This is a genomic window from Micromonospora sp. WMMD1155, from assembly GCF_029581275.1.
In the GTDB taxonomy this organism is placed as follows: domain Bacteria; phylum Actinomycetota; class Actinomycetes; order Mycobacteriales; family Micromonosporaceae; genus Micromonospora.
This window is the reverse complement of the sequence record NZ_CP120742.1, coordinates 6,244,585-6,266,835: the sequence shown is the minus strand read 5'-3', so window position 1 is coordinate 6,266,835 and position 22,251 is coordinate 6,244,585. Positions and strand designations below refer to the sequence as shown.

Here is a 22,251-nt window from a genome sequence, read left to right as displayed (position 1 = left end):
GAGATCCTGTTCATTCGCGCAGGAGTACGGGGCGGCGACCGGGAAGGTTCAACCGGTTCACAGGAAATTGCCGCGACCCGACACGGAGCCGGTGCGCGGCGGTGAATCAGCAGGTGGAACGGGTGGGGCGTCAGTCGGCGCAGAGGTGGTCGAAGGCGAAACCGCCGACCAGTTCATCGCGACGCCGGCTGAGCGCGACGATCTGCGCGGTCAGCTCGGCGCGCGGCACCAGCTCCGAGAACGCGTTCTCCCGCAGCCGCTCCCCGACGGCGACCGTGGCGAGGTCCTCGGCCAGCCGGGCCGGGTCGATGCCGCAGGAGAAGCGGTGCTCGGTCACCGAGACCCGCTCGACGAGGCAGGCGTCGGGTCGGACCTGCACCCAACTCCACCCCTGCGCCGACCCGTCCGCCCACCGCACGTGCAGCCCGCGCACGATCGGGTCGGCCACCCGCCCGGCCACGTAGGCGTCGACCACCGCCGCCCGGGTCAGCGCGCCGAGGTCGTTGACCGCGCCGGTACGACCGTCCGGCAGCCGACCGAGGATGTCCCGGAAGCCCGTCGGGACCGGCTCGTCGCCGGAGGGAGTCGCTCCGGCACCGCCCGCGACGTAGGCGCGGGCGTCGATCACGTACTCCACGAGGCGACGCCCGTGCTCGGGCGCCCGCAGGGTCGGCGAACCGATCCGCAGCACGGGCAGGCCGACGGCCGCGCTCACCGCGTCCTTCAGCCGCTCCACGCGCTGCTCGGCGGAGCCGGCGGGCGCGACCGGGCCGATCTCCACGGCGACGACCGCGCGGCCGGTGTCGGCTGCGCAGACCACGAAGTCGAAGCCGGCCCGGCTGGCGGAACTCCACTGACTGCCGGTGACACCGGGCGGGCGCCCCTGGACCAGGTCACTGAGCCGACGGTTCGCGTGGACCCGCTGGCCGGCGCGGCTGGTCAGCGTGTCGCGTCCGCCGTCGGCGGATACCGCCCGCAGCCAACCGCGGTCGTCGCTGCCGATGCTCGTCATCTGCCTGATCCATCCGCCGGTCGGTCGAGCCGGGCCGAGTCTAGGCGGTCGATCATGGTGTACGCCTCGGCGGCGCCCTGACCGCGCCGGTCGGCCACCGGCCGGGTTACATCTGTGAGCCACGTCACACCGAAGCGGCGTTCCGGGGACTCCGCTGAGGTGTATCCAGCGGAGTCGCCGGTAGCGAACCGGCCGGGGAGGTCAGCATGTCGCGACAGCAGCTCGGCACCCGCGCCGGTCGGGGCGCCCGCCAGCGTCGGGACGACCCGCGCCGCGCCCGTCGCCCGGGACAGTCCGGTGATCCGACCATCCTCCGACGCCCCCGCGCCGATCGAACGGGACGCCACCATCGACTGCCACCACGACCCGTGGCCGTCGGCCCGTCCGCCCTGACGGCCGGCTCCACGCCGAACGCCGGGAGCCCCGGCGACGGCACCCGCAGCAGGCGTACCCCGCAGCAGACCGAAGTGACGGCGGACGTCGCACGGATCGCGGTCGACGCGGCTCGCCAGGTGCCCGGCGTCAGCGGCGTCCACCCGGCCACCGTCCGGCTGGTCGACCGGTCCGTGGGACTCGACCTGCACCTGGTCACCACCTACGGGTACGGCGTGCCGGTCGTCGCCGAGGCGGTCCGGGCCGCCGTCGCCGACCGGGTGGCCGCCGGAACCGGACTCACCGTGGCCGCCGTGACCATCACCGTGGTCGACCTGATCGTCCCCGGAGCGCACGACGCCCCCACGGGTCGGCCGGTCCGCTGGTCGGAGGCCGGCATGCGCGTCGTCAACCGTGCGGCCTCGACCCTGCTGGCCGTCGCGCTGCTGACCGGTGGTGTGCTGCTGGCCGTGCAGGCGCTGCTGGTCACGCTGGGCCGCCCGGCGTCGCTCGCCCCCACCGGCTGGTACGACGCGCTGACCACGACCCGGTGGCCCGACCCGGAGGTCCGCGTCGGAGCCGGGACGACCGTCCTGCTGGGCCTGGTCATCCTGGTCGCCCAACTGCGCCGCTGGACACCGTCCCGGCTGCGGATCGATGAGCGGGACGGCTGGCATTTTCGCAGACGGTGTGTGGAACGCCGGCTGACCGGCGCGGTCGGGACCGTGCCCGGCGTCCGCCGGGCACGGGTGCGCGTCCGGCGACGCGGAGACACGTGGCGCCCCCGGGTGCACGCCACGGGCGACCCCGCAGCCCGTACGGAGGTCGAGTTCGCCGTACGCCAGGAGCTGCGTCGCCTCGCCTCACCCCGTACCGGCCGGATCGAGGTCCGGCTGCGGACCCGGCGGCGGCCGGCATGACCGACGCCGCACACCGCCTGCTGTGGACGATCGTCGCGCTGGTGCTGGTGGCGTTCGGGACGACCGCGCTGTGGGTCAGCGTCAGGACGCTGCCCGCCGACGATCCGCACGCGACACTGCTCGGACCGGCGCTCCTCGACGCGTGGCGGACGGCCGCGCCGTGGAGCACGCTGGCCGCGGCGGTCACCGGAGTGGTCGCCGCGCTGGCCGGGCAGCGCCTGCTGGCGGGTGAGCTGCGCCGACCCCGCCGGGCGCTACGCGGCGTGCTGAGCCACCCCGGCCACCGCCCCGGCCGTACCCGCCTGGCCACCGAGGTGCTGGTCGGCGCGCTGGAGCGGGACCTGACCACCGGTGACTGCGGGGTACGCCGCGCCCGGGTGGTGCTCACCGGCGTACCGCAGCGACCCGACGTGTGGATCCGGGTGGAGGTGGCGGCCGGCACACCGACCGACGGCGTACGCGAGCACGTCGACGCCGCGGTCCGCCGGTTCGCGACGACAGCCGGCTGCGCCCCCGCGCACCTCGACGTGACCGCCCGGATCGAACCCGGCCCGCCCTGACCCTGCCGCGTGGACCGGACCGGCATGATGAGTGCCGGGAGGTACGCGGATGCGGGTGGTGTCGTTGGTGCCGTCACTGACCGAGGCGGTGGCGTTGACCCTGCCCGGAGCGCTGGTCGGGGCCACCGACTGGTGCAGTCACCCGGCCGGGCTCGACGTCGCCCGGGTCGGCGGCAGCAAGTACCCGGACCTGGACCGGGTCCGTGCGTTGCGGCCGGACCTGGTGCTGCTCAACGTGGAGGAGAACCGCCGGGCCGATGCGGAGGCGCTGCGGGCGGCCGGCGTACCGGTGCGGGTCACCTATCCGCGCACCGTGGCCGGCGCGTTGACCGAGCTGGGCGACCTGCTCACAGAGCTGGGTGCCCCGACGGAGCCGACCTGGCTGCGCGCCGCAAGGCGGGCCTGGGCCGAGCCACCCCGGCCGACACCGTCGGCCCGGGCGGTGGTGCCGGTGTGGCGGCGGCCGTGGGTGGTGCTCGGCGGCGACACGTTCGCCGGTGACGTGCTGCGTCGACTCGGCGTGGTCAACGCCTACGACGAGCACCCGGAGCGCTATCCCCGCCCCACGATCGCCGCGCTGCGCGAACGGCAGCCCGACCTGGTGGTGCTGCCCGACGAGCCGTACCGGTTCACCGCGGACGACGGGCCCGAGGCGTTCCCCGGCGTACCGTGTGCCCTTCTTTCCGGCCGGCACCTCACCTGGTACGGCCCCTCGCTGGCCGAGGCGCCCGCGCTCCTGGCCGACCAGCTGTCCCGGCCGGTACGGGCCGGTTGACCCGACGCGTCAGCCGGCCGGGGCGCGTCGCGCGGCGAGGACGCTGGCGCCGATGGCGATCACCAGGGTCAGCACCACCACCGCGAGGGTCAACCAGACCGGCAGTTTGCCCACCGGCGTCTCGGCGAGGATGAGCTTCAACCCGGCGAAGGCCAGCAGGAACGCCAGCCCGTACCGCAGGTAGCCGAAATGGCGCAGCAGACCGGCGAGGCAGAAGTAGAGGCTGCGCAGTCCCAGCACGGCGAACGCGGTGGCCGTCCAGACCAGGAAGGTGTTCGTGGTGATGGCGAGGATCGCCGCCACCGAGTCGATGGCGAACACCACGTCGGTGGCCTCGATGGCGACGAGCGCCACCAGCAGCAGCGTCGCGACACGCCGGTCGGCCACCCGGGCCGTGAACCGGTCGCCGTGGTAGCGCGCGTCGGTGGGTACCAGCCTCCGGAACAGCCGGACCGCGACGTTGCGTTCCGGGTCGACGTCCGGCTTCCCGCGTACGGCGAGCCGCCAGCCGGTCCAGATCAGGAACGCGCCCAGCACGAACCCGGCCCAGGTGAGCCGGTCCAGCAACTCGGCACCGGCGAAGATGAACAGCAGACGGAAGACGAGCGCCCCCACGACCCCCCAGAACAGCACCTTGTGCTGGTAGCCGGGCGGTACCTGGAAGTAGCCGAAGAGCAGGGCGAAGACGAACACGTTGTCCACCGAGAGCGCCTTCTCCAGCAGATAGCCGGAGAAGTAGGCGATGGCCGGGTCGCCGCCGAGGCCCCACCAGACGACCAACCCGAACAGCAGGCCCGCGCCGATCCACACGGCGCTCCACAGCAGCGCCTCGCGCAGCTCGATGACGTGGTTGTCGCGGTGCAGGAGCACGTCCACGGCGAGCATCACGGCGATCACCGCGCCGACCGCCGCCCAGGCCCACAGCGGGATCGTGACCGTCGCCTCCGCCACCGAAGCCCTCCCGCGCCGACCACGGTGCATCGCCCGTCACCCCGCCGGGCGACCGCTCCCCGAGCCTAGGCGACCGGCCGACTCCGCGTCGGCGGTCCCGCGAACCCGGCTCAGCCGGACGCAAGAGGGTCCAAGGCCCCGGGTCGACGCGGTCGGTCGGCCCTCGGGATGGCCACCGAGTCGAAGAACGCCTGGATCAACGGGGGCAGCCCCACCAGGGGTTTCCTTACCTTCGGGTGACCGGCCGTGCACGGACCCGTACACCGGGATCGCCGGTGCCGCCTGGGCGGACTGGCTGTTCATGGTCGGCCTGGCCGGGATCGGTGTCGCCCTGCTGCTCGGCATCGGCATGCGGATCGCCGCCGTGACCGGTGGGCTGCTGCTGGTCCTGATGTGGACCGCCGTCCTGCCACCGGAGAACAACCCCTTCATGGACGACCACCTGATCTACGCCGCGGTGTCGGCGATCCTGGCACTGGTCGACGCCGGCCACACCTGGGGCCTCGGCCGGGTGTGGGCGACGCTGCCCGTCGTCCAGCGGCTGCCCCGGCTGCGCTGACCACCACGCACCACCCCTGAGCGGGCGTCACCACCCCCGGTGACGCCCGCCGACCCGTTGACGGACCCCGCCGCCCCGCTCTCCCGCGCCGCGCGGCTCGTGCACTCCCCGCAGAGCTGTGTGCGGGGGCGCACGGGCGCGATCGAGCAGGTAGCGGGTCCGCCGCACATCGGTGAGGTGCGATCCGGCAGGATCGACGGTGACCGGACACATCATCCGACACGGCAGGAGATCCCCGCATGAACCAGGCAGCAGGCGCCCGATCCGGCAAGCCCGAGGTGGGTCCGATCGAGGGTGCACCGCCCGCCGACCTCGTGATCGAGGACATCACCGTGGGCGACGGCCCGCAGGCGGAGGCCGGCCAACTGGTCAGCGTGCACTACGTCGGCGTGTCGCACTCCACCGGCGGCGAGTTCGACTCGTCCTGGAACCGTGGCCAGGCGTTCGAGTTCCCGCTCGGCGGCGGTCAGGTCATCGCCGGCTGGGACCAGGGCGTGGTCGGCATGCGCGTCGGCGGCCGTCGCCGTCTGACCATCCCGCCACACCTCGGGTACGGCGACCGGGGCGCGGCCGGTGTCATCAAGCCCGGCGAGACGCTGATCTTCGTCGTGGACCTGCTCGGCGTGCGCTGACCGGGTCGCGGGGTCGTCGGCTCACGCCGGCGACCCCGCGCCACGCCGGACCGGGCGGATCAGGCGGCCAACTGCAGGTCCGCCGTCGCCGCGCCGGTGCGACGCGCGGCCGTGACGACCTTGGCCGGCTCCAGGATCTCCATCACGCGGTGTAGACCGCTGGCGCGCAGCACCCGCGCCACCACCGGGGTCGGGTCGACCAGGACCAGCTCGCCACCACAGGCCCGGACGCGCAGGTGCGCGGCGAGCAGCGTGCGGACGCCGGCGGCGGAGAGCAGCCGCAGATCGGACAACTCCAGCTGAATCACCCGACGAGCCGGCGCGGACCACAACGCCGACCGGAACGCCGCCACCGTGGCGATGTCGATCTCGCCCGCCACCCGCATGACGACCACCTGGTCACCCACGCTGACCTGCACGTCGAGCCGGTCGCTGCCCTCTCCCATGCCAAGAAATCTAGCCGCCACCTCCGACAGTTTCGCCCCTCGGCGGAGTGATTCCGGGTACGCCCAGGGTCATACCCCGAGGTGGCGCTCATCCCCCTAGGGGTGGAGGCTCGGGGGCCTCCACCCCTGCTCCGTCCGGGCGCTGAGCAGCTCCGGCGGGTCGAGGTCCGGACCCGGGACAGCCCGCCGTCGACCGAGGTGCGCGGCGCGCCGCGTCGGCGCTGCTCGACGGTAGCCGGCACCGGGCGGTGGAGAATAGGCCGATGCTGATCCCCCGGCCGCGGCCGCCTCGGCTGATCCGCCCCGTCCGCGAACCCGCGACGGTTCCCCCGGCGCTGGCCGGTGCGTGGGCACCCACCGACCGTCGGCTCGACCACGTCGAGTTGCTGCCCCTCCCCGAGGGGGCCGTCGGCCCGGAGGACGTGCTGGTCGACGACGCCGGCCGGGTGATCAGTGGCGACGAGGAGGGTCGGCTCTGGTGGTGGCCGGTCGACGCGCCGGCCGGCACCCGACCCCGGCTGCTGGCCGAGACCGGCGGCCGGCCGCTCGGCATCGAGGCGGACCCGTCCGGTGAGGCGCTGGTGGTGTGCGACGCGTACCGCGGGTTGCTGCGGGTCACCCCGGACGGCGCGGTGCACGAACTGACCGGGACCGCACCCCCGGTGCACCTGGCCAACAACGCGACGGTGGCCCGCGACGGCACCGTCTACTTCACCGACTCCTCCGACCGGTTCCCCGTCTCGCACTGGAAGCGGGACCTGCTGGAGCACCGCCCCAACGGCCGGGTGCTGGCCCACCGGCCGGGCAGCCGCCGCACCGAGGTGGTGGCCGACGGGCTGTACTTCCCCAACGGCATCGCGCTGACGCCGGACGAGTCGGCCCTGATGCTCGTGGAGACCAGCACCCACCGTCTGCTCCGCGTCGAGTTGGGCGGCGGCGTGCGGGTTCTGGCCGACCTGCCCGCGTACCCGGACAATCTCGCCGCCGTGGGCGACGGCACGTACTGGATAGCGTTGCCCAGTCCTCGGGTGCCGATCGCCGAGCGGCTGCTGCCGCACCCGCGACTGCGCCAGCTCGCCGCGTTACTGCCCGACGCGATGCAGCCGCAGCCCCGCCGCTACGGGCTGGTGGCGCTCGTCGACGGCGACGGCAGGGTCCGCCGGACGCTGCACGGCCCGAACGGGCACTACTGGATGATCACCGGGGTACGCCAGCACGGTGACCACCTCTGGCTGGGCAGCCTGATCGGGCCGGGAGTGGCCCGCGTACCCCTGGGGTGGGCCGGCCCGCTCGTGGCGGACCGGCCCGGTGAGCCGACGGTGTGATCAGCGACCGCTGACCGAGGGTGCCGGGGCGGGCGAGCCGCCGGCCACGGCGCCCGGGTGGGCCGGAGCGAGCGGGGCGGGCTTGAGCCCCGGCGGCACCGGCAACGCGCTGCCTCGGACGAACTCGTCCCAGCTCACGTTCCAGGCCGTCCAGCCGTTGCCCGGTTGCAGCTCCACCTCCGTGCCCTTCACGGTGACGAGGTCACCGACCTGGGTCACCCCCATCAACCAGTCAGCCGCGGTCGCGGAGACGTTGGCGCAGCCGTGTGAGACGTTCGTGTTGCCCTGGTCCCCCTCCGACCAGGGGGCGGAGTGGATGAACTCGCCGCCCCAGGTGTAGCGCTGAGCGTCGTCGACGTCGACCACGTAGCCGCCGTTGGGCTCTCCGCGGGTGTCGAAGGTGGTCCGCTCGTGCTTCTCCATGATCACCATCTTGCCGCTCGAACTCGGCGTGCTCGGCTTGCCCAGGCTGACCGGGATCCGACGGACCTGTTTGCCGTCCTGCAGGACCGTCATCTGCTTGGTCGCGTTGTCGATCTCCAGCGACACCTGTCGCCCGATCTTGGACGTCGCGGTCCGCTCGGCGTCACCGACCTTGTCCTTGCCGATCGGCAGGCCCTCCAGACCGGCCCGGACGCTGATCGTCGTACCCGGCTTCCAGAAATCGGGGGCCCGGTAATAGACCTGAGTGCCGTCCTCAAGCCATGACCAGGTGCCGGGCTGCGGAGGATTCGTCTTCACGAACAAGCGCCGTTGAACATCCGCTCTGGCCTCTTTCGGAATTCCCGGGTCGAACGCGACGGTAACCGGCATGGCCGTTCCGTACGTCCGATTACCGACGAAATAGAGGGTGCTGGTGACCTGCGGTTTGGTCGATTTGGCCATGGTGGTGAAGGTGGTGGTGCGCGTGGTGGTGGCACCGGAGTCACCGGTGGCTGTCACCTCGGCGGTGTAGGTCCGTTTCGGTTGCAGCGGAGCGGTCGGTACCCAGCCCGACCCGTCCTCGCGCGGCTCGGCGTTGACCTGCTTGCCCTTGTCGTCGGTCAGCCGTACGCCGGTGACCCGCCCTCCCTTGACCACGGTGCCCACCTCGGCGCTGACCGGCACGTCCCGGGTCTTGTCCCCCGGTGTGACCGCGAGCTCCGGCGGGGCGGCGTGCTTCTTGGCCGAGCCGGTCGCGGACTCCCGGTCGGCGGTGCACCCACCCAGGACGAGTGGTGCGGCCGCGATGGTTACCGCCAACAGCGTCAATCGCCGCCTACACGTCATGTTCAGTCCCCCCGTTTTCGGCTTCCCTATGCCGACATTCTCGCTTCCCGGGCATGCGCGATTACGGCATTCAGAAATAATTGTCAGCGCATTTGTCGGCACGATTCTCCGAGAATGTTCCCCGTGGTGGCATAGGGGCTCACCGGCCCCTGTCGTGCCGCTTGCCGCGCTCTGGGACGAGCATCGCCGGCTGTCCGGATGACGCCCTCTCGCGGCGGTTGAGGTGAACCGGGCCGAAGGCGGCGTACCCCCTTGATCCACTCCGGTTCGCCGAAATCGCGGTATCCGAGCGCCGGGGACACCCCGACATCGGCGAAACCGAGTGGATCAAGGCCGAAGGATGCGGCGAACGTGCGACCCGCGCGCCCGGAGGCGCGCCTCGGGCGCCGAAGGCGCGGACGCCGGCGCGGAGGTAGGAGGCGCGGAGGTAGGAGGCGCGGAAGTAGGAGGTCATGCCGGCCGGCGCACCTCGACAGCTCGCTTTTGTCAGTTGGAGCGAAACTTCTGCCGAACGCGACGAAGCTTTGCCTTCGTCCGGAGGCAAGGGTAGGGTCACGATCTAGATAGAGGGTTGCCCATTAGTCGATCAGCCTGCCGCCACCCCTGCCGGGTCGCCGTGTTCCGCTCCTGACGGGGCCGGGCCGCACCCGAGCGCCGTCCGTCATCGTCCAGCCGGAGCCCGCCTCCGGCCGGTTCGGCGCGCCCGGGCGACGGCAGACCGGTCGACCGCCGCCGACGGTGTGCCAGCCGTCAGGAAGGGACCACCACCATGGATCGACAGATCAACCGACCGGAGCCGACACCGGCGTCGGAGTCGGTCAGCCGGCGTGGAGTGCTGCGCGCCGCGACCGTCTCCGCCGCCGCCGTCGGCGCCGCCGGTCTGCTCGCCGGGCCGGCCGGCGCCGCACCCGCCGCATCTGCGCAGGGCCGGCGCCGGGTGCCGGTGGACCGGATCAGCATCCAGCTCTACACGCTGCGCGACCAGCTCGCCGCCGACCTGCCCGGCACGTTGGACGCGCTGCGCCGGATCGGCTATCGGCGGGTGGAGCACGCCGGTTTCGTCGGACGCACCGCCGCGGAGTTCCGGGCGGCACTCGACGAGGCGGGGCTGCGCGCCACCTCCGGGCACACCGGCATTCCGCAGCCGTTCGACGCCGCCACCTGGGAACAGGCCCTTGAGGACGCGAACGTCGTGGGCAGCAAGAAGATCGTCCACCCGTACTTCGGTCGGGACGCGGCCGGCCAGCCGATCCGGGACCCCGCCGTCTACCGTGCCCTGGCTCGGGACCTGAACAAGGCCGGGCGGCTCGCCGAGCGCGCCGGGCTCGACTTCGGCTACCACAACCACCAGCTCGAGTTCGTGCCGCTGACCGGCGGCTCGACCGGGTTCGACATCCTCACCGCGCAGACCGACCCGCGGCTCGTCCACTTCGAGTTGGACCTCTACTGGACCTGGCGCGGTGCGCACGACCCGGTCGACGTGATCCGGGCCAACCGTGGCCGGATCCGCCAGGTCCACGTCAAGGACCTCGACGTCGAGGGCGGTTTCGCCGACCTCGGCGACGGCCTGATCGACTTCGGGCGGATCTTCGCGCACGAGCGGGAGGCCGGCATCGAGGAGTACATCGTGGAGCGCGACGACGCGGGCACCCCGCCACGCTCCCCCGCCGACGCCCTGGACACCGCCCGGGTCGGCTTCGACTATCTCGCCTCACTTCGGTACTGAAACCACCTCGGGGGACGACCTGATGAACAGGACCGCATTCGTGTCCGCCCTGCTGCTGGTGACGGCCGGCCTGACCGTGCCGCCGTCAGCAGCAGTCGCCGCACCGGCCGCACCGCCGGACAGCAGCTTCCAGAAAGTGACCCTGAACGACTTCCCGGGCGAGCCGATCAGCCTCGCCGTCCTGCCCGACCTGCGGGTGCTGCACACCTCCCGCACCGGTGAGGTCCGCATCCACGACCCGCGCACCGGGCTGAACACCCTCGCCGCCGACATCCCCGTGTACGAGCACGACGAGGAGGGGTTGCAGGGGGTCGCGATCGACCCGAACTTCGCCCAGAACAAGTGGGTGTACCTCTACTACTCGCCGCCGATGGACACTCCGGTGGACGACCCGGCGACCCCGGACGTCAACGAGGGGGACGCGCCGGAGACCGGCACCGAGGCGGACTGGCAGCGGTTCAGGGGCGCGCTGCGGCTGTCGCGGTTCAAGCTGGAGGGGATGAAGCTCAACCTCGCCAGCGAGCAGCAGATCATCGACGTGCCGACCGACCGGGGCATCTGCTGCCACGTCGGCGGGCAGATCGACTTCGACAGCAAGGGCAACCTCTACCTGTCGACCGGTGACGACACCAACCCGTTCGCCTCCGACGGCTACATCCCGATCGACGAGCGGGCCGACCGGAACCCGGCGTACGACGCCCAGCGCACCTCGGCCAACACCAACGACCTGCGCGGCAAACTGCTGCGCATCAAGGTGAAGCCCGGTGGGGGTTACACGGTGCCGGCCGGCAACCTGTTCAAGCCGGGGACGGCGCAGACCCGCCCGGAGATCTACGCGATGGGGCTGCGCAACGCGTTCCGGTTCGCCGTCGACAAGCGGACCGACGACGTGTACCTGGCCGACTACTCGCCGGACGCGTCCTCCCCGAACCCGGAGCGCGGTCCGGCCGGGCACGGTCGGTGGATGCTCATCGACAAGCCGGCGAACTACGGCTGGCCGTACTGCGTGACACCGACCATCGCGTACCGCGACTACGACTTCGCCACCGGCGAGTCGGGTGCGAAGTTCAACTGCAAGCGCCCGGTCAACGACTCGCCCCACAACACGGGCAAGCGGATCCTGCCGCCGGTCGAGCAGCCGGAGGTCTGGTACCCCTCGGCTGCCTCCGGGGAGTTCCCGCAGTTGGGCACCGGTGGCATCGGCCCGATGGGCGGCCCGGCGTACGACTACGACGGCACCAGCACGTCGCGTACCCGGTGGCCGGCCTACTACGACGGCGTGCCGCTGTTCTACGAGTGGACCCGGGACTACATCAAGGAGTTCCGCCTCGACTCCAACGGGAACGTCGCGGACATCCGTTCGGTGGTCCCCTCCATCGTGGTGGACAACCCGATGGACATGGAGTTCGGCCCGGACGGTTCGCTCTACGTGCTGGAGTACGGCGACGGCTACTTCGCCGAGAACCCGGACGCGCAGCTGGCCCGGATCGACTTCGTCCGCGGCAACCGGACGCCGATCCCGAAGATCAGCGGCACCCCGACCGTCGGGCAGGCCCCGCTGACCGTCGCGTTCTCCAGCGCCGGCACCACCGACCCGGACGGTGACAAGCTGACCTACGCGTGGGACTTCAACGCGGACGGCTCGGTGGACAGCACCGACCCGAACCCGTCCTGGACGTTCGCGGAGAACGGCTCGTACACCCCGACCCTGAAGGTGACCGACCGCACCGGCCGGTCCGCCTCGGCGACGCTGCCGTTGGTGGTCGGGCCGACCGCGCCGGTGATCGAGTTCGTCGCCCCGGTCGCCGGGCAGCCCTTCCAGTTCGGGCAGACCGTCGCGTACGAGGTGAAGGTCACCGACGACCTGCCGGTGGACTGCTCCCGGGTGACCGTCACCTACGTGCTCGGGCACGACGAGCACGGACACCCGTTGTCCACGTCGACCGGCTGCACCGGAAGCATCCCGACCTTCGTGGACGGTGGGCACGCCGGCGCGGACAATCTGACCGCGGTGTTCGTCGCCGAGTACACCGACGCGCCGACCGAGCCGGGCGTACCGCCGCAGTCCGCCTCGGCCACTGTCGTGCTGGACCCGGATCCGGTGGCCGGCCTGGCCGGCTGACCGGTAGACGATGACAGCGGCGGCGGCCGGAGCACTCCGGCCGCCGCCGCACGTCGTCGGGCGCCGACCCCCGCCGGACGCGGGAATCCGTCGCTCAGCTCCAGTCGCTGTCGACGTGGTTGTCCCGCCAGCGTCCACCCACCGGTGGGGTGTCCAGCCGCATCCCCTCGTCGGCGTTGCCGGCGAGGTCGTTGTCCTCGACCCGGCAGTCCACACAACTGCCGCGCTCGGTGATCCAGAGCCCGTGGGTCTGGGTCTGGTTGTCGTGGTTGTCCCAGATCCGGTTGCCGCGGATGGTGGCCGAGTCGAACGGCGCGTCGATCGTGACACCGGCCCGTCGGTGCGGCGCGGGGGCCAGCTCGTACCCGCACCCGGGCGGCGGCACGTCCCCGCTCCACGCGGTGAACGCGTCCGGGCGGACCGGGGCGAGCATGAGTTCGTCGCCGCTGTTGGCGGCGACCATGGCGACGGCCTGCCCGACCCGCAGGACCTTGCCCCGGTGGCCGTCGTGCGGCCAGGTGGCCGACCGGTCAACGAGTGTCCGCTCGCTGTAGCGGACGGCGTCGCCGGCACCGCCGGCGCCCTGCGCGTACTGCCGGCCGTTGTTGCGGATCCGGTTGTTGAGCAGCACCGCGTCGCTCATCTGGTGGTCGATCCGGACCGCGTCCAACCCGTTGCCCCAGAGTTCGTTGCTCTCGATCACCACGTCCCGGATCGTGCCCTGGTAGCCGCGTCCGAGGTTCTGCGCGTGGTAGCCGTGCCGACCGTTGCCGCTGATCCGGTTGCCCCGCACGGTGTACGGGCCGGGGCTGTTGCCGATGCTGACGCCGTCGCGCAGGTTCGCGTCGATGACGCAGTCGGTGAGCAGCCCGCCCCGCCCGGCGACGGCAGCGGTGCCCTGCGCCGACACGTCGAAGCCGGTCTCCAGGTTGCCGGTCATGGTGCAGGCGGAGACGATCAGACCGTCGGCGCCCCAGTCGGAGATGCCGAACCGGTTGCCCTGACTGTGGCAGCCGACGATGCGGTAGCCGCGCGGTGGTTCCCAGTAGTCCTTCTGCAACTCCAGGAAGATGCCGTTGGTGCCGTTGGCCAGGGCGGTGCAGTTGGCGATGGTCAGGCGTTCCATCGTGCCCCACCCGCCGATACCGACCCCGATGCCGGCGCCGCCGATCTGCTCGCCGTTGTCCAGGCGGCCGCAGCCCACCACCACCACACCGTCGATGAGCGAGTCCTGGAGGAAGTCGCAGCCCAACCCGGTGGCGGCGGTGTGGTGGATGTAGAGGTTGCGGAACACGCCGCGCACCACGTATTGCAGGCCGAGGCCCTTGGCCAGGTAGTTGTACTCGGCCATCGCCACGCCCGAGCCGTCGATCTGGAAGTCGGCGAAGGTGCAGTCGGCGATGTGCCGGTCCCGGTCGGCACCGTGCTGCACTGTGGTCCAGAACGCCAACGGGGTCGGGTCGGCCCGGTTGCCCTCGTTGCTGAGCATGAACCGGGTCGCCGCCGGACCGGCACCGATCAGCGACACGCCGCTGCGCCACACCGTGCCCGCGTCCCGGATCGAGTAGATGCCCGGCGGGCAGTAGATGACCCGGGCCCGCCCGTCCGAGGCGTAGCCGGCGCCCAGGCGGTCCACGAGGGCGGCCAACGCCGGCTGGTCGTTCGTCGAGCCGTCACCGGTCAGCCCGTACTCCAGCGCGTCGCAGTAGAGCGGCGCGCCGGCCGCGGCGGGCCGGCGCACCCGGACCGAGTTGAGTATCAGCTCGTTCGCCACGGGCCGGCTCCCTTCGACGCGGTCGGTGCGCTCCGGCGGGGCCGACTTCCCGATGCGGCGGCCGGGAAACCCGGCCCGGACGACACCGTCGGGAGAGAGCGGCCCGATCGCCGCGCCGTGGGCCCGGACGTGCGTCGGTCCCGGCGCCGCACGGGCGACGCCGGGACCTTGGGGGTACGCGTCAGACGGCGGCGATCAGCAGCGCCGGGCGCTCCACGCAGTCGGCGACGTGCCGCAGGAAGCCACCGGCCACCCCGCCGTCGCAGACCCGGTGGTCGAAGGTGAGGCTGAGCTGGGTCACCTTGCGGACGGCGAGCTGCCCGTCGACCACCCACGGCTTGTCCACGATCCGTCCGACCCCGAGCAGGGCCGCCTCCGGGTGGTTGATGATCGGGGTGGAGCCGTCGACGCCGAACACCCCGTAGTTGTTCAGGGTGAAGGTGCCGCCGGTCAGGCGGGCCGGGGGCAGGCTGCCGGCGCGTGCGGCGGCGGTGGTCGCCGCCAGTTCGGCGGCCAGCTCGGCGGTGGTGAGCCGTTGGGCGTCGCGCAGCACCGGCACCAGCAGACCCCGGTCGGTCTGCGCGGCGATGCCGAGGTGCACCCCGGCGGACTGGACGATCCTCTGCCCCTCCGTGTCGACGCGGGCGTTGAGCTGCGGGAACCGGCGTAGCCCGCTGAGGCAGATCCGGGCCAGCAGCGCCAGGATGCTCACCGGCGCGTCCGGGGTGGCAGCGTTGATCGCCGCGCGGGTCTCCAGCAGACCGGTGGCGTCCACGTCGACCCAGATGGTCACCTCGGGGATCTCCCGCCGGCTGCGGGAGAGCTTGTCGGCGATCGCCTTGCGGACGCCGGTGAGGGGGACGATCACGTCACCGTCCCCGGTCGGTGCGAGGGCGACGTGCGGGTCCGGGACGGCGGCGAGCCGGGCGGCGGGCACGGTCAGCGCGGCCTCCACGTCGGCGCGGCGGATCACGCCCCCGGGCCCGGTGCCCCGCACGGTGGCGAGGTCGATGCCGCGCTCACGGGCCAACCGACGCACGATCGGCGAGATGACCAGGGCGGCCGTCGATCGCGCCGGGCCGCCGGACGCGGCGTCTCCGGCGGAGGTACGACCGGCCGTCGGCCCGCCGTCGGACCCGGCCGTGTCGGACCAGGCCGTGTCGGACCGGGAGCCGTCAGATCCGGCGGCGTCGGACCCGACAGTGTCGGACCGGGACGGGTCCGCCGGGCCGACGTCGACCGGCTCGGGGGCGAGGGCCAGCCGAGGGCGACGTCGACGGCGGGTGGCGCCGCCGTGGCCGGTGCCGTACCCGATCAGGACGTTGCCGGAGCCGGCCCGCTCCTCCTCGCGGTAGGTGGCGTGCCCGGCCGGCTCGTCGCCGCCGTCCAGCGGCGCGATGGTGATCAGCGGCTGGCCGACGGGGCGTACCTCACCGGCCGCGCCGTGCAGGGTGACCACCCGACCGGCGTACGGGCAGGGCACGTCCACGACCGCCTTGGCGGTCTCCACCTCGACCACGCTCTGGTCGACGGTGACCACGTCGCCCACGGCGACCCGCCACTCGACGATCTCGGCCTCGCTCAGCCCCTCGCCCAGGTCGGGCAGGAGGAAGACCTGGGTCCGTTCGACGGTGGTCATGCCGCCGCCCAACGCGCGTCCGGCTGGTCGTCCCACTGCAGGCGGGCCACCGCGTCGAGCACCCGGTCCACGCCGGGCAGGTGGGTGTGCTCCAGCATCGGCGCCGGGTACGGGATGTCCAGCCCGGCCACCCGCAGCACCGGGGCGTGCAACGCGTGGAAGCAGCGCTCCTGCACCCGGGCGGCGATCTCCGCGCCGACGCCCGCGAAGCCGGGCGCCTCCTGGATCACCACGCAGCGGCCGGTACGCCGCACCGAGGCGGCGATGGTGGCGTCGTCGAACGGCACGATGGTGCGCACGTCGACCACCTCCAGGTCCCAGCCCTCCTCACGGGCGGCCTCGGCGGCCTCCAGCGCGACCGGCACCGCCGGCCCGTACGCGACGAGGGTGGCGTCGCGCCCGGGGCGACGCACGACGGCCTTCCCGAACGGCTCGGCACGCGCGGGCAGCTCCGCGTCGGCGCTGGCGAAGTAGAGCTTCTTGGGCTCCATGAAGACCACCGGGTCGGGGTCGTCGATCGCCTCGCGCAGCAGGGAGTACGCGTCCTCGACGGTGGCCGGGGTGACCACCTTCAGTCCCGGGGTGTGCGCGTAGTACGCCTCGGACGAGTCGCAGTGGTGCTCGACCCCGCCGATGCCACCGGCGTACGGCACCCGGATGACGATCGGCACGCTCAACGCGCCCCGGGTGCGGTTGCGCAGCTTCGCCACGTGCGAGGCGATCTGCTCGAACGCCGGGTACGCGAACGCGTCGAACTGCATCTCGACGACCGGCCGCAGCCCGGACATGGCCAGGCCGACGGCGAAGCCGACGATGCCGGCCTCGGCGAGCGGGGTGTCGAAGCAGCGGTCCTCGCCGAAGCGGGCCTGCAGGCCGTCGGTGATCCGGAAGACGCCGCCGAGTTGACCGACGTCCTCACCGAAGACGACGACCCGGTCGTCGGCGGCGAGGGCGTCGGCGAGCGCGGTGTTGAGCGCCTTCGCCATGGTGGTGGCCATCAGGCGTCACCCTCCTCGTCGCGGGCGGCGGCCAGCTCGGCGCGGACCTGCTCGCGCTGTTCGACCAGTTGTGGCGTGGGCTCGGCGTACACGTGGTCGAAGAGGCTCAGCGGGTCGACGGTCGGCTGCTCGTTCATCCGCGCCCGCAGGTCCGCCGCGTACGCCTCGGCCTGCTCGGCGACCTCGGCGACGGCCGCGTCGTCGAGGACGCCGCGGGCCCGCAGGTAGGTCTCCAGGCGGGCGAGCGGGTCCCGGTCGCGCCAGGCGTCGACCTCGGCGCCGTCGCGGTAGCGGCTGGCGTCGTCGGCGTTGGTGTGCGGTTCCATCCGGTAGGTGTGCGCCTCGACCAGGAACGGACCGTTGCCGGCGCGGGCGTGCGCGACCGCGCGGGTGAGCACGGCGAGCACCGCGACCGGGTCGTTGCCGTCGACCTGCTCGCTCGGTACGCCGTAGCCGACACCCTTGTACGCCAGCGACGGCGCGGCGGTCTGCCGGGACAGCGGGACGCTGATCGCGTACCTGTTGTTCTGCACGAAGTAGACGACCGGCGCCTGGAACACGGCGGCGAAGTTGATCCCCTCGTGGAAGTCGCCCTCGCTGGTCGCGCCGTCACCGATGAAGGCCAACGCCACCGTGTCGCGCCCCTGGTACGCCTCGCCGTGCGCCAGCCCGGCGGCGTGCACGCACTGGGTGGCGAGCGGGGTGCACTGCGGCGCGGTGCGTACCTCGGTCGGGTCGTAGCCGCAGTGCCAGTCGCCGCGTAGCAGGGTGAGCACCTCGACCGGGTCGATGCCCCGGGCAACCAGAGCCATCGACTCGCGGTAGGTGGGGAAGACCCAGTCGGTGTCGCGGACCGCGAGGACCGCGCCGACCTGGCACGCCTCCTGGCCCCGCGAGGACGGGTAGACGGCCAGGCGACCCTGCTTGGTCAGGGCCGTGGCCTGGGTGTCGAAGCGGCGGCCGAGCACCATCCGGCGGTACAGCTCGCGCAGCACCTCGACGGGCGGCTCCGGGTAGTCGGTGCGGGCGGGCAGCGGCGTGCCGGTCGGGTCGAGCAGGCGGACCGGCTCGGTGTTCGGCAGCAGCGGACGCGCCGGGTCGGGCGGGGTGGCCGCCCGACGGGTGCGCGGGGATGCCCTGCGGACCGCCTGGGGAGTGGTCGTCACGGCGGAACCTCCTGGGACGTGTGGTGGGCCTATGCTTCCGCCTGTCGGATGATTGACTCAAGATCCACGCGGAAGGCGGGACGGTTGGCATGCAGAGGGGCCGACAGTGAGCCAGGAGACCGCCGACGGAGCGGGCCGGGCGGCGGGATCGGGACGATCGGCCCGAGGCCTGGACGAGGTGGATCGACGGATCCTCGACGAGCTGGTCCGGGACGGCCGCACGTCGGTGCGGACCCTCGCCGAGCGGATCCACATCTCCCGCACCAACGCGTACGCGCGGGTGGAGCGGCTCCTGCGCGACGGGGTGATCACCGGGTTCCGGGCCCAGGTGGCGCCCGAGGCGGCCGGGCTGGGCACCTCGGCGTACATCGCCTTGACGATCGAGCAGAACACCTGGCGCGAGGTGTCCGCCGAGCTGGCCCGGGTGCGCTACATCGAGCACGCCGCGCTGCTCGGCGGCGACCACGACGTCCTCGCGCTGGTCCGCGCGCCGGACAACGCCGCACTGCGCGACGTGGTGCTGGGCCGGGTGCAGAGCATTCCCGGGGTGCTGTCCACCCGCACCTGGCTGGTGTTCGAGGAGTTCGACGGGGCGGGCAGCCCGTGGGCCTGACCCGGCTCACCGAACGGGAGGGGCCTCCAGCCCGTCCCGTTCGGCCAGCTCCAGCAGCGGCTCCAACGAGTGCCGGTCGCCGTCCAGGCCGGCGTGCGGGTCACCGCGCTCGGCGAAGCGGGCCGGCACGGACAGCACGTCGAAGTCCTCCGGTCGGGCGTCGTCCAGCTCGGCCCACTCCAACGGGGCCGACACCAGCGCCCGGGGCGTGGGGCGGATGGAGTACGCCGAGGCCATCGTGTGGTCGCGCGACATCTGGTTGTAGTCCACGAAGACCGGCCGGTCCCGCTGGTCGCGCCACCAGGTGGTGGTGACCAGCTCCGGCAACCGGCGCTGCATCTCCCGGCCCAACGCGAGCACCGCGCGGCGGCACTCACCGAAGCCCCACCGCGGCTCGATCGACAGGTAGATGTGCAGACCCCGCCCGCCGGTGGTCTTCGGATAGCCGGTCATCCCCAACTCGGCGAGGAAGGCACGGACCTCCCGAGCCACCGGCACGACCTGCTCGAAGCCGACGCCGGGCAACGGGTCGAGGTCGATGCGGAGCTGGTCGGGGCGCTCCACGTCGGCGGCGCTGACCGGCCACGGGTGGAACCGCAGCGTGCCCAGGTTGGCGGCCCAGATCACCACCGCCAGCTCGCTCGGTGCGATCTCGTCGGCGGTGCGGCCACTGGGGAACGTGATGTGGGCGGTGCGCACCCACTCGGGCGCGCCCGCCGGCAGCCGTTTCTGGTAGAACGCGTCGCCCCGGTTGGTCTGCCGGGTGGCGATCGTCGCTCCCTCGAAGACACCGCGCGGCCAGCGTTCCAGCATCGTCGGGCGGTCCCGCAGCGCGCGCAGGATGCCGTCGCCCACCGCCAGGAAGTAGCGGACCACGTCCAGCTTGGTCAGCCCTCGCTCCGGGAAGTAGGGCTTGTCGGGGCTGGAGACGCGGACCAGCCGCTCCCCCACCCGGATCTCCTCCGCCGCCGTGGCCACGCCCCCGAGAGTACGACGCGGGGGCGTGACGGGCGGGCCACCGCCCGCAGACAGCGTGGCGGACGGGCCACCGTCCGCCGACCAGCGTGGCGGACGGGTTGCCCCGGCCGGGCTAGCGGCCGGGGACCAGCGTGGCGGGTTGCTGCGGGAGTTCCTGCGTCGGGCCGCCGACCTGGGTGGGCGGCGTCCCGGGTGGCTCCTCGGCGACGGCGGTCTGCTGCTCCGGCGGCACCGCCGGAGTGGACCGGCGGGCCACGAAGCCCGGCGTCCAGTCCTTCAACCGCAGCGCCGGTCGCTCGACCAGCTTCCAGGAGACGAACGCGGCGGCGAAGGCGGCGGCCACCGACATCGCGGCGAACGGCACGTAGCCCCAACGGCTCCAGCCGAGACTCGCCATCACCTGCTGGAAGACGAAGCCGTAGATGTAGATGCCGTACGAGTAGTCGTTCTTACGGCCCACCCAGTGCAACTGGCGCGGCATCCGCACCGACAGCCAGACCAGCAGGTACGCGAACGCCGGCAGACCGATGACGAAGAAGCCGCCGAACAGCAGCGACAGCCCGAGCGCCACCGCCGAGCCGATGCCCAGCGCGTCGTTGATCGGCACCCGCTCCCGGTAGAGATCCAGGGTGGCGCCGAAGGCGAAGAGGAAGCCCAGGTAGACGATGTAGTGGAAGCTCATGCCGCCCACCAGGGGCGAGGTGAACGACCAGCTCGCCGTCGACACCGGGCCGCTGAACTGCCCGGAGCTCACCCAGTCCTGCAGGATGCTCAGGTAGAGCGCGACGGTCAGGAACAGCACGAACCGGCGGGCGTTGCGCAGCACCGCCGTCGCGGCGAGCACACCCACCACGACGTAGCAGAACATCTCGTACTTGAGCGACCAGAGGGCGCCGTTGAAGACGCTGGAGTTGCTCTTGTCGCCCCACGGGGTGGTGTCCCGGAGCAGATCGTGGATGCCGTACTGGCGAACGCCGGTCCACCAGTTGGCCTGCAGGTAGGCGAGCGGACCGCCGGGCTCCCAGGGGTCGTCGAAGAAGCCGGCCGTGCTGCCGTGCTCGCGCAGCGCGACGAGCGGGGCGACCACCAGCGCGGTGATCAGCAGGCAGACCCACAGACCGGGGAAGATGCGCAGGGCCCGGTGCCAGGCGTAGCGGATCAGGCCGGTACGCCGGGCGCTGCGGGTGATCAGCAGGCCGGACAGGACGAAGAAGCCGTAGACGGCCATGGTGCCGACGTTGGTCTGCCGACCGGTGAGGTGGTAGCCGAGGTCGCTGGCCCCGAAGCCGAGCGGCTTGGAGTGCGACAGCACGACGCCGACGGCGAGGCAGAGTCGGATCAGCCCGATGCCGTTGCTGCGGCCGGAGAGCAGATCGGCCAGCGTGCCACGGGATCGCAGGAGGGCGGGGGTAGTCATGCGGCCAGGAACCTCTCGACCATCAGGCGGGCACCTCGGCGCCGGCGTGCTCCCACAACTGCTTCATCTCGGTGTGCAGATCGTCGCTCGGCGACCAGCCGAGCAGCTCGGCGGCCAGCCCGACGTCGAGCCGCTGCCAGGTGGTCTCGGCGGGGCCGGTGTGCTCGGCCTCGACCAGGTCGGTCGGCACCTCGCTGACGTCGATGAGGAGCTGGACCATATCACGCGCGCTGGCCGCCACCCCCCGGCCGATGTTGATCACGCGGCCGCCCGCGTCGGGGCGGGTCACGGCCAGCAGCACGGCGGAGACGACGTCGCTGAGGCCGACGAAATCGCGCCGGGAGCCGAGCGGAGCCAACTCCAACCGGGCCCGCTCACCGGCCCGCTGCGCGTCGCGCAGTCGACCCGCGACCACGCCGAGCAGGCTGTGCCCGGGCTGACCGGCGCCGATCACGTTGCCGACCCGCAGCGTGACGCTCTCGACCAGGCCCTGCCGGTGCGCCTCGGTGAGCGCGGTGGTGCAGCGCACCTTGAACCCGCCGTACGCCATCACCGGCGCGGGGGGCAGGCCCTCCGGCATCGAGGTGTCGACCGGGACCAGCCCGTACTCGTGCACGCTGCCCAGCTGGACCACCCGGATCCGCCGCGGCAACCGGCCGGCGGCCTCGATCAGGCGCTCGACCAGGGTGACGTTGACCGCGAGCATCTGCTCCTCGCTCAGACCCCACATCCCGCCCGCCGCGTTGATCACCACGTGCGGGTCGAGGTCCCGCAGCATCTCGGTGATCTCGTCGACGTCGGCGGCGGCCAGGTCCAGTGCGCGGACCCGCACCCCCGCGCCGATGGTCTTCGGGGTGCGCGCGACGGCGACCACGGTGTGGCCCTGGTCGGCCAGCGCGCGGCAGATCGGGTCACCCAGGAAACCGGTGCCACCCAGCACGGTCACCCGCAGTGGCTGCCGGGCGTCGTCCGCCGGGGGTCGTGGAGCGATCGTCAT

The 22,251-nt window shown here is 72.7% G+C and carries 19 protein-coding genes and 1 pseudogene; 9 read left to right on the top strand and 11 right to left on the bottom strand.

The genetic code is table 11. The features are described from left to right. Nucleotides 1–130: 130 nt before the first annotated feature. A complete protein-coding gene (locus O7617_RS28545; protein WP_282259346.1) occupies nt 131–1,012 on the bottom strand; it encodes a DUF2726 domain-containing protein in 882 nt (293 codons plus the stop codon). 206 nt (nt 1,013–1,218) lie between these two features. Between O7617_RS28545 and O7617_RS28540 the strand changes: the two genes are divergently transcribed. Genes O7617_RS28540 through O7617_RS28530 form a run of 3 tightly spaced genes read left to right on the top strand, consistent with a single transcriptional unit; the run spans nt 1,219 to nt 3,639 of the window. Further along, complete coding sequence (locus O7617_RS28540; protein ID WP_282259345.1) at nt 1,219–2,304, top strand: Asp23/Gls24 family envelope stress response protein; 1,086 nt, start codon at nt 1,219–1,221, stop codon at nt 2,302–2,304. Further along, the gene (locus O7617_RS28535; RefSeq protein WP_282259344.1) at nt 2,301–2,864 is read left to right on the top strand and encodes a hypothetical protein; all 564 of its coding nucleotides are present in this window, start codon (nt 2,301–2,303) and stop codon (nt 2,862–2,864) included. The genes O7617_RS28540 and O7617_RS28535 overlap by 4 nt, the downstream gene beginning before the upstream one ends. A 49-nt stretch (nt 2,865–2,913) precedes the next feature. After that, nucleotides 2,914–3,639 carry a helical backbone metal receptor gene (locus O7617_RS28530; RefSeq protein ID WP_282259343.1) on the top strand — a complete coding sequence of 242 codons (726 nt, stop codon included), beginning with the start codon at nt 2,914–2,916 and terminating at the stop codon, nt 3,637–3,639. A gap of 9 nt (nt 3,640–3,648) precedes the next feature. On the opposite strand, the gene O7617_RS28525 is transcribed toward O7617_RS28530, so the two are convergent. Beyond that, a complete protein-coding gene (locus O7617_RS28525; RefSeq protein WP_282264892.1) occupies nt 3,649–4,524 on the bottom strand; it encodes a TerC family protein in 876 nt (291 codons plus the stop codon). A 228-nt stretch (nt 4,525–4,752) separates the two neighbouring features. On the opposite strand from O7617_RS28525, the pseudogene O7617_RS28520 reads away from it, so the two are divergent. Together O7617_RS28520 and O7617_RS28515 are read left to right on the top strand one after the other, a co-directional pair. Beyond that, nucleotides 4,753–5,149: pseudogene (locus O7617_RS28520) on the top strand (hypothetical protein); the annotation flags it as partial. A gap of 239 nt (nt 5,150–5,388) precedes the next feature. Then, entirely contained in the window at nt 5,389–5,781 is a 393-nt protein-coding gene (locus O7617_RS28515; protein ID WP_088989476.1) for an FKBP-type peptidyl-prolyl cis-trans isomerase, read from the top strand. 59 nt (nt 5,782–5,840) lie between these two features. Here the strand turns inward: O7617_RS28515 and O7617_RS28510 are convergent, their stop codons facing one another. Then, a complete protein-coding gene (locus O7617_RS28510) occupies nt 5,841–6,227 on the bottom strand; it encodes an STAS domain-containing protein (protein WP_282259342.1) in 387 nt (128 codons plus the stop codon). A 263-nt stretch (nt 6,228–6,490) separates the two neighbouring features. Between O7617_RS28510 and O7617_RS28505 the strand changes: the two genes are divergently transcribed. Further along, nucleotides 6,491–7,552: an SMP-30/gluconolactonase/LRE family protein gene (locus O7617_RS28505; protein ID WP_282259341.1), complete on the top strand. Its 1,062-nt coding sequence runs from the start codon at nt 6,491–6,493 to the stop codon at nt 7,550–7,552. On the opposite strand, the gene O7617_RS28500 is transcribed toward O7617_RS28505, so the two are convergent. Further along, on the bottom strand, nt 7,553–8,821 hold the full coding sequence (locus tag O7617_RS28500; RefSeq protein WP_282259340.1) for an Ig-like domain-containing protein: 1,269 nt from the start codon (nt 8,819–8,821) through the stop codon (nt 7,553–7,555). Nucleotides 8,822–9,590: 769 nt separating this feature from the next. Between O7617_RS28500 and O7617_RS28495 the strand changes: the two genes are divergently transcribed. After that, nucleotides 9,591–10,547: a sugar phosphate isomerase/epimerase gene (locus O7617_RS28495; RefSeq protein ID WP_282259339.1), complete on the top strand. Its 957-nt coding sequence runs from the start codon at nt 9,591–9,593 to the stop codon at nt 10,545–10,547. A gap of 22 nt (nt 10,548–10,569) precedes the next feature. Continuing rightward, nucleotides 10,570–12,669 carry a PQQ-dependent sugar dehydrogenase gene (locus tag O7617_RS28490; protein ID WP_282259338.1) on the top strand — a complete coding sequence of 700 codons (2,100 nt, stop codon included), beginning with the start codon at nt 10,570–10,572 and terminating at the stop codon, nt 12,667–12,669. Nucleotides 12,670–12,763: 94 nt separating this feature from the next. Here O7617_RS28490 and O7617_RS28485 read toward each other — a convergent pair whose 3' ends face one another. The 4 genes from O7617_RS28485 to pdhA all read right to left on the bottom strand — a co-directional run bounded on the left by O7617_RS28485 (nt 12,764) and on the right by pdhA (nt 18,246). Continuing rightward, complete coding sequence (locus tag O7617_RS28485) at nt 12,764–14,443, bottom strand: right-handed parallel beta-helix repeat-containing protein (protein ID WP_282259337.1); 1,680 nt, start codon at nt 14,441–14,443, stop codon at nt 12,764–12,766. Between the two features lie 181 nt (nt 14,444–14,624). Next, on the bottom strand, nt 14,625–16,082 hold the full coding sequence (locus O7617_RS28480; protein ID WP_282259336.1) for a dihydrolipoamide acetyltransferase family protein: 1,458 nt from the start codon (nt 16,080–16,082) through the stop codon (nt 14,625–14,627). Continuing rightward, nucleotides 16,079–17,083: an alpha-ketoacid dehydrogenase subunit beta gene (locus O7617_RS28475; protein ID WP_282264891.1), complete on the bottom strand. Its 1,005-nt coding sequence runs from the start codon at nt 17,081–17,083 to the stop codon at nt 16,079–16,081. Before O7617_RS28475 ends, O7617_RS28480 begins: the two co-directional genes overlap by 4 nt. Next, a complete protein-coding gene (pdhA, locus tag O7617_RS28470) occupies nt 17,080–18,246 on the bottom strand; it encodes a pyruvate dehydrogenase (acetyl-transferring) E1 component subunit alpha (protein WP_282259335.1) in 1,167 nt (388 codons plus the stop codon). The genes O7617_RS28475 and pdhA overlap by 4 nt, the downstream gene beginning before the upstream one ends. Before the next feature lie 106 nt (nt 18,247–18,352). Here pdhA and O7617_RS28465 point away from each other — a divergent pair, with 106 nt between their 5' ends. Then, nucleotides 18,353–18,859 carry an Lrp/AsnC family transcriptional regulator gene (locus O7617_RS28465; protein WP_282259334.1) on the top strand — a complete coding sequence of 169 codons (507 nt, stop codon included), beginning with the start codon at nt 18,353–18,355 and terminating at the stop codon, nt 18,857–18,859. Between the two features lie 6 nt (nt 18,860–18,865). Here O7617_RS28465 and O7617_RS28460 read toward each other — a convergent pair whose 3' ends face one another. From O7617_RS28460 to O7617_RS28450, 3 genes are all read right to left on the bottom strand, one after another. Next, nucleotides 18,866–19,837 (bottom strand): DNA primase small subunit domain-containing protein, encoded by a 972-nt coding sequence (locus O7617_RS28460; RefSeq protein ID WP_282259333.1) that lies wholly within the window; start codon nt 19,835–19,837, stop codon nt 18,866–18,868. A gap of 112 nt (nt 19,838–19,949) precedes the next feature. Further along, the gene (locus tag O7617_RS28455) at nt 19,950–21,254 is read right to left on the bottom strand and encodes an acyltransferase (protein ID WP_282259332.1); all 1,305 of its coding nucleotides are present in this window, start codon (nt 21,252–21,254) and stop codon (nt 19,950–19,952) included. 22 nt (nt 21,255–21,276) lie between these two features. Continuing rightward, on the bottom strand, nt 21,277–22,251 hold the full coding sequence (locus O7617_RS28450) for an NAD(P)-dependent oxidoreductase (protein ID WP_282259331.1): 975 nt from the start codon (nt 22,249–22,251) through the stop codon (nt 21,277–21,279).